This window comes from Polaribacter sp. MED152 (genome assembly GCF_000152945.2).
Classification (GTDB): domain Bacteria; phylum Bacteroidota; class Bacteroidia; order Flavobacteriales; family Flavobacteriaceae; genus Polaribacter.
In genome coordinates this window covers 1036879-1055192 of record NC_020830.1, presented here as the reverse complement: position 1 = coordinate 1055192, position 18314 = coordinate 1036879, and the positions used below count along the sequence as shown (strand labels likewise).

At 30.2% G+C, this 18314-nt stretch carries 15 protein-coding genes and 3 tRNA genes; 5 read left to right on the top strand and 13 right to left on the bottom strand.

Annotated elements, in window-relative coordinates:
* Positions 1-9: 9 nt before the first annotated feature.
* Positions 10-1185 (bottom strand): acetyl-CoA C-acyltransferase, encoded by a 1176-nt coding sequence (locus MED152_RS04730; RefSeq protein ID WP_041383877.1) that lies wholly within the window; start codon positions 1183-1185, stop codon positions 10-12.
* 126 nt (positions 1186-1311) lie between these two features.
* On the opposite strand from MED152_RS04730, the gene MED152_RS04725 reads away from it, so the two are divergent.
* From MED152_RS04725 to MED152_RS04705, 5 genes are all read left to right on the top strand, one after another.
* Positions 1312-3375, top strand: coding sequence for an HD family phosphohydrolase (locus MED152_RS04725; protein ID WP_015480721.1), 2064 nt, complete (start codon positions 1312-1314; stop codon positions 3373-3375).
* A 100-nt stretch (positions 3376-3475) separates the two neighbouring features.
* Positions 3476-3558, top strand: a tRNA-Ser gene (locus tag MED152_RS04720).
* Positions 3559-3569: 11 nt separating this feature from the next.
* Positions 3570-3644: transfer RNA gene (locus MED152_RS04715), tRNA-Pro, on the top strand.
* 29 nt (positions 3645-3673) lie between these two features.
* A tRNA-Arg gene (locus MED152_RS04710) sits at positions 3674-3747 on the top strand.
* Positions 3748-3903: 156 nt separating this feature from the next.
* Positions 3904-4401 (top strand): hypothetical protein, encoded by a 498-nt coding sequence (locus MED152_RS04705; protein WP_015480720.1) that lies wholly within the window; start codon positions 3904-3906, stop codon positions 4399-4401.
* 11 nt (positions 4402-4412) lie between these two features.
* Here the strand turns inward: MED152_RS04705 and MED152_RS04700 are convergent, their stop codons facing one another.
* The 12 genes from MED152_RS04700 to MED152_RS04640 form a co-directional block, all read right to left on the bottom strand.
* Positions 4413-4631 carry a hypothetical protein gene (locus tag MED152_RS04700; protein ID WP_015480719.1) on the bottom strand — a complete coding sequence of 73 codons (219 nt, stop codon included), beginning with the start codon at positions 4629-4631 and terminating at the stop codon, positions 4413-4415.
* Between the two features lie 428 nt (positions 4632-5059).
* Positions 5060-5932, bottom strand: coding sequence for a sugar phosphate nucleotidyltransferase (locus MED152_RS04690; RefSeq protein ID WP_015480718.1), 873 nt, complete (start codon positions 5930-5932; stop codon positions 5060-5062).
* Between the two features lies 1 nt (position 5933).
* Positions 5934-7013, bottom strand: coding sequence for a mevalonate kinase (locus MED152_RS04685; RefSeq protein ID WP_015480717.1), 1080 nt, complete (start codon positions 7011-7013; stop codon positions 5934-5936).
* A 6-nt stretch (positions 7014-7019) separates the two neighbouring features.
* The gene (locus tag MED152_RS04680) at positions 7020-8651 is read right to left on the bottom strand and encodes a beta-N-acetylhexosaminidase (RefSeq protein ID WP_015480716.1); all 1632 of its coding nucleotides are present in this window, start codon (positions 8649-8651) and stop codon (positions 7020-7022) included.
* A 13-nt stretch (positions 8652-8664) separates the two neighbouring features.
* Positions 8665-10191, bottom strand: coding sequence for a hypothetical protein (locus MED152_RS04675; protein WP_015480715.1), 1527 nt, complete (start codon positions 10189-10191; stop codon positions 8665-8667).
* A gap of 1 nt (position 10192) precedes the next feature.
* Positions 10193-12484 carry an FdhF/YdeP family oxidoreductase gene (locus MED152_RS04670; protein WP_015480714.1) on the bottom strand — a complete coding sequence of 764 codons (2292 nt, stop codon included), beginning with the start codon at positions 12482-12484 and terminating at the stop codon, positions 10193-10195.
* Positions 12477-13283 (bottom strand): formate dehydrogenase accessory sulfurtransferase FdhD, encoded by an 807-nt coding sequence (gene fdhD, locus MED152_RS04665; protein WP_015480713.1) that lies wholly within the window; start codon positions 13281-13283, stop codon positions 12477-12479. Before fdhD ends, MED152_RS04670 begins: the two co-directional genes overlap by 8 nt.
* Positions 13284-13483: 200 nt before the next feature.
* Positions 13484-14659, bottom strand: coding sequence for a class I SAM-dependent methyltransferase (locus tag MED152_RS04660; RefSeq protein WP_015480712.1), 1176 nt, complete (start codon positions 14657-14659; stop codon positions 13484-13486).
* A gap of 6 nt (positions 14660-14665) precedes the next feature.
* A complete protein-coding gene (locus MED152_RS04655) occupies positions 14666-15748 on the bottom strand; it encodes an AI-2E family transporter (protein WP_015480711.1) in 1083 nt (360 codons plus the stop codon).
* Positions 15748-17025 (bottom strand): hypothetical protein, encoded by a 1278-nt coding sequence (locus tag MED152_RS04650; protein ID WP_015480710.1) that lies wholly within the window; start codon positions 17023-17025, stop codon positions 15748-15750. Before MED152_RS04650 ends, MED152_RS04655 begins: the two co-directional genes overlap by 1 nt.
* Before the next feature lie 96 nt (positions 17026-17121).
* Entirely contained in the window at positions 17122-17412 is a 291-nt protein-coding gene (locus MED152_RS13505) for a DUF1272 domain-containing protein (RefSeq protein ID WP_083903255.1), read from the bottom strand.
* Between the two features lie 12 nt (positions 17413-17424).
* Positions 17425-18291: an RluA family pseudouridine synthase gene (locus tag MED152_RS04640; protein ID WP_015480708.1), complete on the bottom strand. Its 867-nt coding sequence runs from the start codon at positions 18289-18291 to the stop codon at positions 17425-17427.
* Positions 18292-18314: the final 23 nt, after the last annotated feature.

Below are 18314 nucleotides of genomic sequence, written 5' to 3'. Positions count from 1 at the left end.
TTTTATAAATTAAATTCTTTCTAGAATTAGAGCACTAGCACCTCCACCACCATTACATATTGCAGCTGCACCAATTTTGGCGTCATTTTGCTTTAAAATAGAAGTTAAAGCAATTACAATTCTTGCTCCAGAAACACCCAAAGGATGCCCTAAAGAAACAGCACCACCATTTACGTTAGTGTTTTTATCAGAAATACCTAATATTTTCATGTTTGCTAAGCCAACTACAGAAAAAGCTTCGTTTAATTCAAAATAGTCAACATCATCTATGCTTAAATTAGCTTTAGCCAATGCTTTTGGTAATGCTTTTGCAGGAGCTGTAGTAAACCATTTAGGTTCATGAGCAGCATCTGCATAACTTTTAATTTTTGCAATTGGTGTTAAATTTAATTCTTGCGCTTTTTCAGCAGACATTAAAACCAAAGCAGCCCCACCATCATTTATTGTTGATGCATTCGCAGCAGTAACAGTTCCTTCTTTTGTAAAAGCAGGTCTTAAAGCAGGTATTTTTTCTTTCTTAACATTCTTATATTCTTCATCTTCAGAAAATAGAATAGGCTCACCTCTTCTTTGTGGTATTGAAACAGGTACAATTTCATCATCAAATTTACCTGAAGCCCAAGCATCAGCAGATCTATTGTAAGATTGTATTGCAAAGGCATCTTGATCTTCTCTTGAGAATTCATATTCTGCAGCACATTCATCTGCACAAACACCCATAGCAACCTTTTCATAAGCATCTACTAAACCATCTCTTTGCATGCCATCTTCCATAGTAATTGGTCCGAATTTAGATCCGTTTCTAGCATGTTGATAATGAGGTATAGAACTCATGTTTTCCATTCCACCTGCTACAGCAATGTCAGCATCACCTAAAGCAATTGTTTGGGCTGCAAGCATAATAGATTTCATACCAGATGCACAAACTTTATTTACTGTAGTACAAGGTACAGAATCTGGAATACCTGCATGAATTGCTGCCTGTCTTGCAGGAGCTTGTCCTAAACCTGCAGAAACTACATTACCCATAAATACTTCTTGAACCAAATTGGCATCTAAATTTATTTTGTCTAAAGCACCTTTAATGGCAATAGCACCTAATTTTGTAGCTGGAATAGAAGATAAACTTCCCATAAAACTTCCAATAGGTGTTCTTGCTACAGATACAATTACTACTTCTTTCATACTATATATTTTTTTCTTTAAATCGTTTCTTTGTCTTGCGAAAATAACCATTTTAAATCAAAAAGAAATCTTAATTTTTGGGCTTCATTTTTTTACTGTAAGTTTGTTATAATAACACTGTTACTTATGAGTGATTTCATCAATAAAATATATAGAAATAACACAATTATTTATAAAGTTATTCTATTTCTAATAACTACTGTTGCCATTGTTTATTTGTTTCCAAAAGGGGGGCAGTTTAAATATGATTTTAGCAATGGTCAGCTATGGAAGTATGATAACTTATATGCTACTTTCGATTTTGCTATACAAAAAACAGATGAAGAAATTAACGTTGAAAAAAAGCAAATAGAGGTAAATGCCAAATTGTATTTTCAATATGATGCAGAGGTTGTAAACCAAGTTAGGGCTTCGTTTAATGATAAAATTTTAAGTTTAAAATTGAATGACTCCTTAACAGAAGCCAAAAGATTATCACTAAAAAGAGTAGGAGAGAACATTATTGAAGAGGTTTATAACTATGGATATTTAGAGGTAATTAGTGAAGACAGAGTTTCGGAGTTAGATGAAATTGTTGCACTTAAAAAAGAAAATGAAGTGCAAGATATTTTGTTTAAAAACCTATTCAACTCAAAAGAAGTTTTAGCATTGATTAATACTGAAATTGGATCGAAAGAATTATCCTATAACCAGAACTTATTACTAAATATTTTGGCAAGCGTTATTAAACCTAACGTGTCTTATGATAAAGAGTTTACAGAGAAAATAATTCAAAATGATATTGACCATATTTCTTACACAAAAGGTAAAGTTTCAGAAGGTGAATTAATCATTTTAAAAGGTGATATAGTAGAGGGTAAAAAGTTGGCTATTTTAAATTCCTTAAAAAGTGAATCAGAATCTAAAATCTGGACAGATTCTAATTACAATTGGATTGTTTTAGGATATACCATTTTAGTATCTCTGGCCCTATTAATGTTATTGCTTTTTTTACATAAATATAGAATTGAAATTTATGAAAATAACAACAAAGTAACATTTATCTTTTTTAATGTATTTGCCATAATTTTTATACAAACTTTGGTAATTAAATATAACTCCGATTATTTGTATATAGTTCCTTTAAGTATTTTACCAATTATTATTAAGGCTTTCTTTGATGCTAGATTGGGTTTATTTAGTCATGTATTAACAGTGTTGCTTTTGGGATACATAGTTCCAAATAGTTTTGAGTTTATTTATCTACATATCATTGCAGGTATTGTAACCATACTTACAGTTTCTGAACTATACAAAAGAGCCAATCTATTTATATCTGTAGCTCAAATAACAGGTATATATATGTTAACCTACTTTGCCTTTTCAGTAATTAAAGAAGGTAATGTATCTCAAATTAATTGGGATTATTTTGTGCTTTTTGCCATGAACGGATTGCTTTCATTTCTTTCAATTATATTAATTTATATTTATGAAAAGGTTTTTGGACTGGTATCTGATGTTACCTTATTAGAGCTTTCTAACACCAATACAAAGCTTTTAAGACAATTGAATGAAGAAGCTCCAGGAACATTTCAGCACTCTATGCAAGTAGCTAATTTAGCAGAGGCTGCAGCCAATGAAATTGGTGCTAATTCCATGTTGGTAAGAACTGGAGCGTTATATCATGATGTAGGTAAAATGCTAAATCCGATGTATTTTATAGAAAACCAATCTACAGGTGTAAATCCACATAATGATTTATCACCTAGAGATAGCAGTAAAATAATTACAGATCATGTTATTAAAGGGGTAGAGTTAGCTAAGAAAAATAATATACCAGATAGAATTATTGATTTTATCAGAACGCACCATGGTACAAGTTCTACTTACTATTTTTATAAAAAAGAGCAAGAACTAAATCCAGATACCGAAGTTGATATTGAAAAGTTTAAATACAAAGGTCCTATACCATTTTCTAAGGAAACTGCTATTTTAATGATGTGTGATGCAGCAGAAGCCGCATCGAAAAGTATCAAAAATCCAACAGCTCAGTCTATTAGCGATTTAATTGATAAAATTATTGATAAACAAATGTCCGATAACCAATTTGTAAACTCAGATATTACTTTCAGGGAAATTAAATTGATTAAAAAAGTGATCAAGAAAAAGTTGATGAACATCTATCATTTAAGGGTAGAATATCCAGAATAAAAAAACTTAATAAAAACATTAAAAAATCTTGGTAAATTGTAATTCTAATATTACATTTGCACTCGCAATTTAATTCAACTATTTAATAGTGGAATTTTTTGGAGAGGTGGCAGAGTGGTAATGCAGCAGATTGCTAATCTGTCGACCTTTTTGGTCGCCAGGGTTCGAGTCCCTGTCTCTCCGCAAATTGCACTCGGGGTGTAGCGTAGCCCGGTCATCGCGCCTCGTTTGGGACGAGGAGGTCGCAGGTTCGAATCCTGCCACCCCGACTTTGTTTTCGTAGAAACATAAAAACTACGGGCTCTTAGCTCAGCTGGATAGAGCACCTCCCTTCTAAGGAGGCGGTCGAAGGTTCGAATCCTTCAGGGCTCACTTAAACCACACTATAAATAGTGTGGTTTTTTGTTTTATTCAATAGCTTCATCTTTATATTCGTCTCAATTCGACTGCATTTAAAAGCCACTTGGCGAAAATTTCTAATTTCAGCTAATTTATAGGGTAAATTTGTTGCAGATAAATACCCTATTTATGAAAACGATAAAAAAAATCTCAACCCTATTCTTATTACTTGTTGGAATATTTTCCTTCACTACAATTGAAACTAAAACTTCTAAAAACGGAATTAATCTAGATCAGATTGATGTAATTGAAGCTTTAAATAAAGAATATTTTGAATGTAGGCCTTCATCAAAAATTATGTTTTATGTGGAGTCTACAGTTGAAAAAAAATCTAGAGGATATAATGTTGTTAAAGCAGATATTAAAGTATTAGACAGACAGACAGGTAATACCAAATTATTGGCATCTCAAAGTATTGTGATAGCAAATAATAAGGATGCTATATTAGAAATTCCTGAATTGAGTGATGCAAGAAGTACTACAGAGCTTACAAATGGCGATATTTTACTACATAAAAATAACACCAACAAATATCAATTTAATGATTTGGTGAAATACAACTCGCTTTATAATAGTTATGTGAATTCTACTAATAAACTATTAAACACTTCTAGATTAAATAAATAACTATTAGTGAACTACACTGCTATTATATTGTAAAGCGATTTAAAAAATTTATAGACTAATTTTACTGAATTAATTATAAATGGAAACAGGGTTATGAAAAATAACATAACCATAAATGCGTCTAAAAGATTCTCAATACCTTCATTAGATGCTAAATGAAATCCAGAAAAATATAAGGCTGTTGCTGTAACTAAAACGACTATCGCTTGTTTAATGATAAGTTTACTCATTGTTGTGGGGGATTACAATTTAAAGTAAATGTACAAAAAATAATTTTATAGTTACAAATTTAAAATTCTTAGCCTAAAACTTTTTTGAAACATTTAAACGTTAATGAAGCAAAATTGCCCAAAAAAGGGAAAAAAGCTAAAAAGAAAACGATCACTACAAAACCATCTGATAGGTTTTTTAAGTTTCCAATAGAAATTAAATGAAATCCTGAGAAATAGAGTATTACTGAAGTGAATGCAAGCACGCACAATTGTTTTATGGTTTCTTTATCCATAATTAAGGGGTTAAGGGGTTAAAAAGTGTTGCAATATAATATATTTTATAGAAAAACGGTATTCAAAAGACTAATTGTTAATAACTTATATATTTATTTACACGGATTACAATCCAATTAAAGGGAGAAGGTCAGCTATTGGATAGAGCATAATTACCAAGCTAAATTTGTAGGGTAATTTTCATCAATATATTTCTTAACTATTGATATATCGTCTTTTGCGGTTAAATCTGGAACATGTTCAGAAACAGGAATTGTTAAAAAACTCTTTGGATGATCTTTGATGCAATTTAATACAACAGTTGGTAATTCTTTTTCATTTCTTTTTGGATGAATGGGACAATTTTTTAAATACTCAAAAATTATTGGCCCATCTAATTTAAAGATATTCATGCTTACTCTTATCTTGCCATCTTTGTCTTGATAATTTTCAGCTTCCTCTTTTGTGGGTTTTTCAATAATATCTTTCAAGTAATTCTGCTTATCCAAATTCATAATAGCAAAAGAGTATATTTTTTCTAATGAAAATTCTAAACTTTTTCTATCATATGAAATAAGTGAATTTACACTTTCAGAATTTCTCAATAATTCTAAAACTTTAATTGAATATAGATTATCGCTATTGCAAACTGTAAATGATTCTTTTTTTAATTTAGGAAATTGTTCTATTGCTTGATAAACTGCATCTGCTGTTCCAAAAGGTTTTTCTCTAAAGTCTGGTATTTTTTGAATCGGAAATGAAATGTTTAATCCTTTAAATTCATTGTTGGCTGATTTAGTGCCATAAAAAGTTTTGAAAAGATTCCCATTTTTATTGATAACAATATAAATGTTTTTATAGCCTGCTTTTTTAGCGTTGTAAAGTAAGTAATCCATTAATGGTCTGTTTTCTTTTCCAACTCCAATTAAACTTTTACTTCGAGAATTAGCCTCGTTAATTTTTTCTTTGTTGATGTTTTTTGAGGTTGATGGCTTCTTCATTCTTGAAGACATGCCACCAGCTAAAATTATTAAATTGTTATGCATATTATTTAATTAATCTTGCTCCAGGATCAACGTTAGCAAAGTAAACACTTTTAGCGCCAGCATTATTCAAAGCTGCTATAATTTTATTTTTATTGGTTTCATCAGAAATAACTGCAATACTTCCTCCACCACCAGAACCAACTATTTTGGCTCCTAAAGCTCCAGCTGATAATGCAGCATCTATCATTTTATCAATTTTAGGTACTGTAATTTTGAGAAGCTCTTTTAAATAATAGTGATGCTTATTCATTAAAGAACCTATTAAATTAAGATTTAACCTTTCTTTTTTAAATTCTAATAGTGCAGTTTTGGTAACAGTGTAATTGCCAAGAGCTGCTTCTAAATAGGGTTTTAAATCATCACTTAAATAGTTAAAATATTCATCTAGATGCGCAAGATTTGCAGTTTCTATGGTAAAATGAGGAATATGTTTTTGAACCTCTTTAATGGCTTTCCAAGAATTAGTTTTTAAGCGATGTAATAGGGCAGTGGTTTCTTTTGGTACACCAGAATCTGCCATAATTAAACCAGGAATAGGATTTTTTAAAACTTGATAAGAAAAATCTTCACCCGTTTCTAAATAAATGATATTTCCTAAACCTATACTGTATTGATCCATTTTACCTCCTGGAGCATTAAGTTCTAAAACTTCAGCTTCGTAGGCTAATTGAGATAATTTTTCTGGTGATAAAAGTTCTTCTGGCCCAAATGCTTTTAATAAAAACTGAATCCAAGCTACTGTTAATGCAGATGAACTAGAAGTTCCTGAATTTATTGGAATAGTTCCTGTAATTAAAACATCATAGCCACAATTGGGTATGCAATTGTATCTTTTTAAAACCTGTAAACTAGATTGCAAAAAATCTCCTTGTTCTAATTCGTTTTGTTGTTGATGAATAGAAATTGTTCTTTTTTGATTGATATCTGGCAAGTCAATAACAAAATTTTCTTTATTATTCTTAACAGCCTTAATGGTAATGTGTTTATCAATTGCACATGCAATTATTGGTAACCCTATGTAATCTTGATGATCGCCAAATAAACAAGTTCTTCCTGGAGCAATAGAAATTATTTCTTTCAAGTTAAATTATTTTTTTTCTACAAATTCATTAGGTGCATAGAATATGCCTTTAGATGCCCATCTATCTTGTAAATTTTTAAGACTTATTTTAAAAGCACTAAAATCTTTATTTTCTAAATCGGTCCAACCTATTTCTGCATAAGCAGCTATTCTTGGAAAAACTTTATAATGCATTTCTCCATTTGTAGGAATCCATTCCCCCCACATTTGGCAACCTAAACCAATCACTTTATTATGATATTTTATATCTAAATCTTTAGGAATTGGGTTAAAAGCATATGCTTTTGATAAAGGGAGATTTTTATATCTATAATCTAGATAGGTAGAAGAATGTAAAGAGTTTACAATTTCATACCCGTTTTTTGCTGCAGTTGTTGCCAACTCAACATCTCCTTTCCAGAAATGTACAATACTTTCTTTTGCTAATTTTTGAGAAGTCTTGGTGTCATTTTCATCCTGATATTCATGTAAATTATGCCCCATAATTTCGTTCCAACCCATCATTCTTCTACCTTTACTTTGTAGGTAATTAGATATTGAATTAGTGAAATAAACCTGTAAATCAGCAGGTGTTTTTAATTTTTTCTCTTTCATGTATTGCTGAACAGAGGACGAATTTTTCCAATGGTTGTATTTTACTTCATCTCCACCAATGTGAATAACTTTTGATGGAAATAATGTCATAACTTCATCTAATACGTCTTTTAGAAATTGTGTTACTCTTGGGTTTGTAACATCGTAAACATCTTTTCCAACTCCGAATTTTATGGGCACTTCTATTTCTTTTTTAGAAGTTCCTAACCAAGAATAAGAAGCTATTGCAGCAGTTGAATGACCAGGCATTTCTATTTCTGGAACAATAGTAATGTTTCTTGCTTGGGCATAAGCCACAATTTCTTTAATATCTTCTTGGGTATAAAAACCTTCATGAGGCTCTGCAGATTGTATTGGGCTTTCCCACTGTAAAGGGCCAATTTGTGTGCTTTTTCTTTTAGATCCAATTTCTGTCAATTTTGGATATTTTTTAATTTCAATTCGCCAACCTTGATCATCTACCAAATGCCAATGAAACGTATTCATTTTTAAAAAAGCCATTTCATCTAAAAGTAATTTCACTTGTTCTTTACCTTTAAAATATCTAGCTTCATCTAACATAAAAGCCCTCCATTTAAATCTTGGAGCATCTTTTATTTTAATACTCTTTACTTTAATTTGATTTTCATATTTCGAATAATGTGAGTTGTAAGAAAGTAATTGTATTAAGGTCTGTTTGCCATAAAACCAACCAGCTTTGTTTTTAGCACAAACAGTAATTTTATCATCTTCTACAGTTAATTCATAAGCCTCATTTTGCAAGTTTTCATCTATTTTAAAAGTGATGAAATTCTTTTTCGCAAAACCTTGCTTGGCAGTTTTTAACGATAGATTAAACTCATTTCTAATATAATTTGCTAAATCCTGTTCTATCAATTTAGCATCATTTGATGAGACAATTTTAGTGTTTTCATTTATTATAAATGATTTTTTACCATATATAATGGTGTTTGGCTGAGGTATAATTTGTATGTTTTGAGCTTCTATAATTAATGAATTTAGAAATAGGATAAAAAATATAAGGTTTAAAAAAGGTTTTTTCATAATTAGATTTACTTTACTTCTTCATTTTTAAAAATGATATATGATATTTTAATCCGAAATTAAAAGCTGTACTACTTAAAGATCCACCTTTAGCTTTTACATAACCAGCAGCACTTCTAAAACTTAAATTATCATTTAATTGGTAATTAAAACCTACACTTGGTTTTACAATTAATCCTTGTCCTGTACTTATATCTCCTCCACCAGCAGCTCCTCCCAAAGCTTGTAGAAATATAGATACTTTATCATTCATAAATGAATTAGTTTGTACGCCTAAACCTACAATTCCTTCAGCATAAGCACCTGCGTTTCCAAAATTGGCAAATGACGTTTGCCCAGTGATGTATATGTTTTTATTTAGGTTTAAATTAATTTGAAGCGAGATTTGGTGTAAATCTTCTGTAGGATTAGAATCTCTATCTGCATTGAAATAAATATCATGTTTTGTAATAATTTCTAGTCCTTTAAATTTACCTGAGCTGAATTTTTTATCAGAATTAGTACCATTTCTTTCCACATAATACTTTAAACCAACTCCTAGTGAAGATGTATAAAAATGTGAATTAGGAGACATTACAAACCCTTTATTTACGGAGATATAGATGTCTTTAAAAATACGTTGTTCAAGAGATAAATCTGGATAAATTAAGAAACCTCCTTGAGAATCGATTCCACCTCCACCACCAGCACCTGCTCCAAATTTGGCAAGTATATTTGTGCTGTTGTTATTGAATGATAGGTGATAGCCACCACCTAAAAATACATCCATATAACCTGCTTTAATACCATCAAAGGCACCATCAACTTTTAGAAATGCAAACCAGTTTTTGGTGAAATAGGTACCTAATTCAAAACCTGCTAATTTTATAGTTTTTCCGTTATTAATACCTTGCGTTTCTCCTTTTATTTTTAAGGTATTTAAATGCAGCATTAAAGAGGTTCTCTTTGAGTTTACATTCCAATCAGACTGCTTAAGACTGTTAAAATTGTATTCGGTTTCAGAAGCTCTGTAAGAGGCATAATCGTAATTTAAGGGTATTTCTAGACTAAAATTAATTTGGTGATTTTGGATTAAACCACCATCAAAAAAGTCAACATAACTCCAACCTGAATTTATAGAGAAGTGTTCAAAATCATAACCAAGATTTGCGTGAGGTAAAATAAATGCGCCTCCACCATCAGGAGCAGCAGCACCTCCACCACCTCCAAAATGAAAACCAGCATCAACATAAAACTTAGGACTTAAATATTTTTTAATTCCTGCATTTACGCCTAAAGTAAAAAAGCCACCTCTTTCACCAGTTACAGCTCCATAAATACCAAGACCAGCATAAGCCCAATCGTTCAACATTAAATTATAATGAATACCAGAAAAGCCCATGTTTTTTTCATTAGGAATGCTAGTTTCTGGCATTTTTATTGACAAAAAATCTAATTTCGCAAACGCTTTCTGAGTTTGTTTTTTAGGAATTTCAATAGTTTGTGCATAACTATGATAACTTAAAAATAGGAATAGAAATAAACTTAGAATTTTCTTCATTTTATCTTTTATGGATTGTAATAATTACAGTTTTTGATGTTGGTGTATTACTAGTTCTACCTGTGCTTTGTATAGGTACTAATACATTTGCTTCAGGAAAATACGTTGCAGAACATTGTTTTGGAATGTTGTACGGAATTGCTATAAAACCCTTGGCTTCTCTAATTTCATCATCAAAGTGGCTTCTTAAATCTACGATGTCTAATTTCTTAATATTGTATTTTTCCATATCAGAACTATTCATAAATATAACTCTTCTCTCGTTTAATACTCCTCTATACCTATCATTCAAACCATAAATTGTGGTGTTGTATTGATCGTGAGTTCTTATAGTCATCATTATAAATTGATCTTCTGTAAGCTTTAAATCAGAAGTAGCATTTACCGTAAAATTTGCCTTACCTGTTGCTGTGGGCTTAAAGTTATTTGCTCTTGCATTATTGGGTAAGTAAAAACCAGCATCTTCTCGAACTCTTTTATTATAGTTATTAAAGCCAGGAATAACAGCTTCTATTTTATTTCTTATATAATCATAATTAGATATAAGTTCATCCCAATTTACTTTTGAGTTTTTTAGAGTTGCTTTGGCTAAACCAGCAACAATTGCAGGTTCACTTAACAAATCTTCAGAGCAAGGTTCTAAATGGCCTTGAGATTTATGAACAATTCCCATAGAATTTTCTACAGATATAAATTGCTCTCCAGAAGTTTGGTAATCTTTTTCTGATCTTCCTAAACAGGGCAAAATTAAAGCCTTTTTACCATGAATTAAATGACTTCTATTTAGCTTTGTAGAAACGTGAACAGTTAAATTGCAATTTCGTAAACCTTCTGCTGTATATTCTGTATCTGGAGTTGCAGACACAAAATTACCACCCATACCAAAAAATACTTTGGCCTTTTTTTGATGCATGGCTTTTATAGAATTTACAACATCAAAACCATGCTTTCTTGGAGATTTAAAGTTAAACTCAGAATCAATTTTATCTAAGAATGTATCTGGCATTTTTTCCCAAATGCCCATAGTTCTATCTCCTTGTACATTAGAATGTCCACGCACAGGACATGTTCCTGCACCTTTTTTTCCAATGCTACCTTTTAGAAGTAAAATATTTACAATTTCTCTAATGTTGTCTACAGAGTTTTTATGCTGAGTTAAACCCATTGCCCAACAAATGATAATTTTTTTATTGTTTATAATTAGGTCTGCAGCCGTTTTAATTTTTTTTAAAGTTAACCCTGTTTGAGGCAATAGATAATCAATTGAATAGGTTTCTAAATCGTCTATTAAAGCTTCAACTCCATGGGTTTTTTCTTTTATAAATTTATAATCAAAAACAGAACCTGTATCTTCTTCCTCTTTAGCAATCATTAATTTTAAAATGATTTTTAGAAGAGCTACATCTCCGTTAATTTTAACTTGTAAAAACAAATCTGTTAAATCTTGTCCTGAACCTACCCATTTTAAAGGATTTTGAGGGTCTTTGTAATTCATTAATCCAACTTCAGGTAAAGGATTAATGGTTATAATTTTACTTCCATTCTTTTTGGCATCACCTAATGCAGTTAACATTCTAGGATGATTTGTGCCAGGGTTTTGCCCCATTACAATTATTAAATCTGTATGATTAAAATCATCTAATGTAACAGAACCTTTACCAATACCCAATGTTTCAGAAAGTGCTGCACCACTTGCCTCATGACACATGTTAGAACAATCAGGTAAATTGTTTGTACCAAATTGTCTTACAAATAATTGATATAAAAATGCAGCTTCGTTACTCGTTCTTCCTGAGGTGTAAAAAATGGCTTCATCAGGAGAATCTAGACTATTAAGTTCACTTGCAATAAGCTTAAAAGCATCTTTCCAAGAAATTTCTTTGTAATGGTTTGCGCCTTCAGGTAAATAAACAGGATGTGTAATTCGACCTTTTTTTCCTATTTCATAATCAGAAAGTTTGGCCAAATTACTCACTGAGTAAGTTGCAAAAAATAGTGGGGAAACTTTATTTCTTGTTGCTTCTTCAGCAACTGCTTTTGCACCATTTTCACAATATTCAGCTAGAAAGGCTCTTTTTTCATCAGGGTCTGGCCATGCACAGCCAGGACAATCAAAACCATAGGTTTGATTTAAGTTTTTTAATAAGCTCATTCCTCTAAATAGTCCTGCTTCATTTTTTACATGATTTATAGAAGATTTTATGGCCTTAAAGCCAACTGCTGAATGAGGAATTTCTTTTAATTCTATTCCTGTATATTTTTCTGGATTTTGAGCATTTGTTTTTTTAATCATGTGCTAAAAGATTAATTGCGTTTGTGTTGGAATAGATGGTTAGTTTGTTTTCTCTAGTGAAGCCAATTAAGCAAATACCAAATTCTTTGGCAAAATCTACAGCTAAACTTGAACATGCAGAAACTGCAACAATTACGGGTATTTTTGCAATAAAAGCTTTTGTGACTATTTCGTAAGAAACTCTTCCACTAACAAGCAAGTAATGCGCTTTTTTTAAGTTTTCATTTATGAGTAAATTGCCAATAGCTTTATCAACAGCATTGTGTCTACCAATATCTTCCTTTAATGTAAGAAGATTATTGTCTTTAGAATACAATGCAGCTGCATGGCTTCCTCCAGATTTGTTATAAGTCTTTTGAAGTGTATGCATAACTTCATACATTTTATGTAGTTGATTCGCAGTTAATTGATACCTATTCTCTAAATTATTACCAGTTACTTTAATGTCATTTAACTCCTTTTTACCACAAATACCACAAGATGAGACAGATAGTAACGTTCTTTTATTCAAATAACCTTTGCCTAAATGATCTTTAGATATAGAAACATCAACTATTTTGGGAATATTATCTTCTTGTTTAAGAATATTCATTGCTAAAGGTGCTTTCTGTTTGTAAATATCTTCGGCAAACAATAAGCCTCTAATTAACTCAAAGTCATCATCAGGAGTTCTCATAACTACTGTATATGGCTCGTTATTGATATTAATTTGGAGTGGAGCTTCTACAACAAGGAAATCATCAACTTTTGTGTAGTTTGATTTTGAAACTTTTAGACCTTGATATAGGGTAGATTGCATAGGTATGAAGAATATATCTTTCTATACAAACTTAATGAAAAAGTACTAGCAAAAAAAAAGTCTCGATATCGAAATCGAGACTTGGGCTTTAGTGTCTTATACCCCTAAAAATAAAACACATAAAGTGGTTACAAATATAAATAATTATTTCAATTAAGAACAAAAAAATTAAGGAATGTTAACAAATTAACAATTTTAGCTTAAATTTTACTACAAATAATAGTTATTAGGTCACTTTTATTGATTTTTGTGAAAAACACATAAATAGCTCCACCATCTTTAATTTTAGTCTCTTTTCTTAGCTGTGCTACTGTTTTTGGGAAATTTCTAGTCGTAAAATTCGCCTTATTCTCTGGTAACAATTTCTTTAATTTCTTTTTATCGTATTTTAAAATGGTATCTATTTTAAATGCTCTTCCAGGAAAAGTTATTAACATTTTAGATGTAAAAAGATGCGAATGTTGATGTAATTTAAAACTATTTGTATGCTTTGCAATTTGTTGAAATGCACCAGCTTTTAAAATGGCACTATTGGGTTCGTACAAATAATCTAATGGTTCTGAATAACTTGCTTGTACTTCATCTTTATAAGCAAAATCATAACTTTGAAGTTGGTCTTTCTGAAAATTAATTGTTTTAATTTTTATAGTATTGTTATAGTCTTTTTCTAGTAAAAACAGTAACTCTTTAACTTCATTATTTACAGCAACTACATGTACTTCTTTTACATTTTTTAGGTCATTAATTGTATTTGTAATATCTAAGATTGGTGATACTTTAATTAAAATGTTATTTGCTTTAGTAAAAAAGAAATCTATTTTTGGAGGTACATAAGGCAAACAATCTTTAAGCAAAAACACCTTACCTTTTACATCACTTCTTCTACTTGGATCTATATAAATACAATCATAATGTTGCTTTGTATTTTTGAGAAATTCAAAACTATTACCTGCAATTGTTGTAATGTTAGAAACATCTAATTCTTTATAATTATGTGATACAATTTTAGATAGCTCTTCATTAATTTCACAATGAGTTACTTTATTAAATGTTTTAGCAAAGTAAAAACAGTCTACTCCAAAACCACCAGTAATATCTATTATCGAAGATCCCTCTATAATTGCTGATTTGTATTTAGCAGTAATTTCTGATGAAGTTTGCTCAATACTTAATTTAGGAGGATAATAAATTTTGCTTGTGTTAAACCAAGTAGGTAATTTCTTTTCGGATTTTTGTTTTGCAATAACCTGATTTGCTAATTCTTGAGATGAAATGTCTTCAAATGGGCTTCCTTTTAAGATTAGTTTTGTAATCTCTGATTTTAAATTATCAGTAATATATTGTTGTACGTTTTCCTCTAAGATATTTAAATTCAATAGTAATTAAATGTTTTTGGTTAAGGATTTTACAATCTTATTTTCAGATAAAAATTCTTTTAAAATAACTTTTAAAGCAGTGTAAGAAGGTACAGCTGTAATCATACCTATAACACCAAATAACAAGCCTCCAATAATAATTACCAAAAAAATTTCTAAAGGATGAGATTTTGTGGTTTTTGAGAAAATCACAGGCTGACTTACAAAATTATCTAATACTTGTGCTAGAAAGTAAAACACCATAATTTTTAAAGATGTTGGTAAAATAAATGCTTGAAAATCATTACCAATATTGCTGGTCATAGATAGAGTAAACATTAACAAACCTCCTATAATTGGCCCAACATAAGGTATAAGGTTTAGCAAAGCACACAAAAATGCAATAACGACTGCATTTGAAATTCCGAAAAATAAAAGTACAATTGTATAGATGATGAATAAGATAGTTATCTGAAAAATTAGACCTATAAAGTATCTCGATAAAAGGTTATTTATAACTTCTAACGAATGAGAAAATTTATTTTCGCTATTATTAGGGATTAAGGTTAATATTCCCTTTTTAAACAATCTACTATCTTTCATAAAGAAAAAACAAATAAATAAAACCGAAAATAAGCCAACACTTAAGTTACCTAAAGTTCCTAAGATGCTATTAAAAATATTGGGAATCGTTTTAAATTGATTTGCAAAGTCGATACTTTTTAATTCCTTTAAAACATCTATACCTTTAGATGAGAAATAGGCTGTGATTTGATTAAAGATAGATTGTACATTGTATTGCAATTGATCAACCTCTAATAGTGATAAACTTTTACCTTGTTCTATAATAAGAGGTATAAATAATACTACAATTCCTGTTAATAAGCTTAACATCAGAATCATTGTGGTTACAACAGCTAGCGTATTTGGAAATTTTAGTTTTTTTCTTAAAAATAAAATTATTGGACGCCCAATTAAAGATAAAACTGCTGCAATTATAATGTAAGTAATAACAGATTGAATTTCTATTAAAAAGAGAATTAGCAGCACAATACCAAGTATTATACCCAATGCTCTTAAAATTCCGTTTGCTATTATTTTTGATGTCATTAATTATAACCTTTTACATCTCCCATGCTTAAAGTAGCACCATTAGAAAAAGTATGATTTGTAGGCAATAAGGTACCACTTTCTGTGGTAATCCAACTTTCCCAAGTTGCAGGTGTACCGTTCATTCTGCCATTTTTTAAATACATTTTATAACTTTTAGGAATAAAGTTTTCATCTAAAAGCCACACATAACTGTCTCCAGGAGTTGTTCCTCCAGAAGTGTATGTTACTCTTAAACCTGTTTCACCATCAATAGATTCTAAAGTTCTAATTACACCATCATCAAATAATTTATGAGGAGCAACTAACCAGAAAGAATCATTATTAAAAATATCCCAAGCTCTTTTCACAATTTTTTCATCTGTATCTTCTTGCTTTTCGCCTTCAAAGTAAACGGTGCTATTGTCTAAATCTTCAGGATTTAAGTTCACACGAAAATCTTCCCAAGAAACATCAACAATATGGCTCTCTTTATTCCATTTAAAATTTCTTCTGCCTCCAAAACTCCATTCTAAAAATTTAGTGTTCTTATAATTTTCGTGTTTTATGGCAGTTAAAATTTTATTTGCTAAATCATTTGCTTGCTTATTGTAGGCTTTAGCATTCCCTATAGGAATCTCTAAACCAAATAAAGACAAGGTATGGCTTTTAGGCAGTAAAATACCAGCCTCAGTTCTTTTTAGATTAGACCAAGTTGCTGCTACACCACCAATTGGTATAATTGAGGTCCACATTTTATAAGAAGTAGGCAAATAGTTTTCATCTAAAATCCATAAGTAAGAATCTCCAGGAGTAGAGCCTCCAGAAGTGTAGGTTACCATTAAAGCATCTTTACCTTCATAATTTACGATGCTTCTTTCTGTGCCAGCGTCAAAAATTTTGTAAGGTGCAATTAACCAAAATGAATCGTTATTAAAATAAGACTGTGCTGTTGCAATTAATTCTTTATTGTCTGATTTTTTATCATCTACATAAACTTCAGATTTAGAAGCATCTTTTGTGTTTAAATTCACTTTATTATTATCCCAAGTTACTTCAACACTATTTTTCTGTTTGAACCATTTGTAAAAATGAGCATTTCTAAAATTCCACTCAATGATTTCGGTATTTTCAAAAGCTTCATGATTTATTGCATTAAACATTTTTATGGCTAAGGCTTCTGCTTCTTTTCCTTTTTTACCTTCAGGTAAATCTTCATTATTAGCAAAATAATAGATGGTTAAAAATCCAATTATTAAAATAAGTATAACTGCTAAAATTTTAAAAAATTTCTTCATAGAATTATTAAGTGTTGTAAAACACAAATTTATTAATTTAAAATAACAAGTGAATTGTTTTAGAACTATTAATGTTTTGTTTAATCTTTAGAAGTTTTATCTCTCTGAGGGCTTGATGTTTATAAATATATTTGTATTGATTTTAGCCTTTTCTAAAGCTTTAGGTTTAAAGATTTCAATTGTTGATGCAGGATATTTCTCTAACATTTTCGAAGGTCGAATTGGACGCTCTACAAAATTGCCAGAACAACTGGGGCATACATTTTTGAAAATCTCTGATGCACAAGTTTTGCAATAGGTGCACTCAAAAGAGCATATCATAGCTTCTGTAGAATGGTTAGGTAATGCTTTGTTGCAATGTTCACAAGTAGGTCTAATTTGTAGCATCAATTTTATATTTTACTCGATATTGGAAAAAATGGACTTAAATTTATTTGGTAATTCTTTACGAATTGTAATTTTTTCAGCGGTGAAAGGATGTGTAAATTCTAACTTTGCTGCATGTAAATACAAACCCTTACCTTTTAGTATTTTACCTTCTATAAAATATTCTTTATCACCTAAAATAGGATTTTTTAATGATAATAAATGTTTTCTCAGTTGGTGTTTTCTGCCTGTTTTTGGCGATAATTCTACCAAATTAAGAAAATTAAAACGTTTGGAAATTTCATTGCTTATTACTTTATATTGAGTGTATGCTTCCTTATCATCTATAGGTTTATCGATAATACCAAGAGGTTTCATTTTACCAATTGTAACTGCATAATAGGTTTTCTTAATTTCTTTTTTTTGAAATAACTCACTCAGTTTTTGAATGGCACTACTTGTTTTGCCAACTAAAAGTAAACCTGAAGTTGCATAATCTAGTCTGTGAACAGGTTGTGGTTTTACAGCATCTACTTGATTGCTTTTTTTAAGATTTTGAGATAAAGCATTCGCTATTGTTACAAATTTGTTCCCACTTACTAAAATTCCTGCAGGCTTATAAATAACTGCTAAGAAATCATCTTCGAGTAAAACTTGTAAATCTAATTTTAGTCTACTGAATTCTTGTTGTTTGTTACTTTCTAACAACATAATTTTTTCTCCACCCGAAATAAATTTGGCAGTACTAGCAAGTTCGTTATCAATTAAAATCAACTGTTTCTTTATTGCTTTTTTAATACCCGATTTTGTGGGAATTGTATTAAAAATACCAACTCCATATTCTTGAAATCGAATCGGTTTATCAAGGTTTAAAGCAATATGAGTTTCTATAATTCTCACGGATAATAAATGTGGTTAAATAA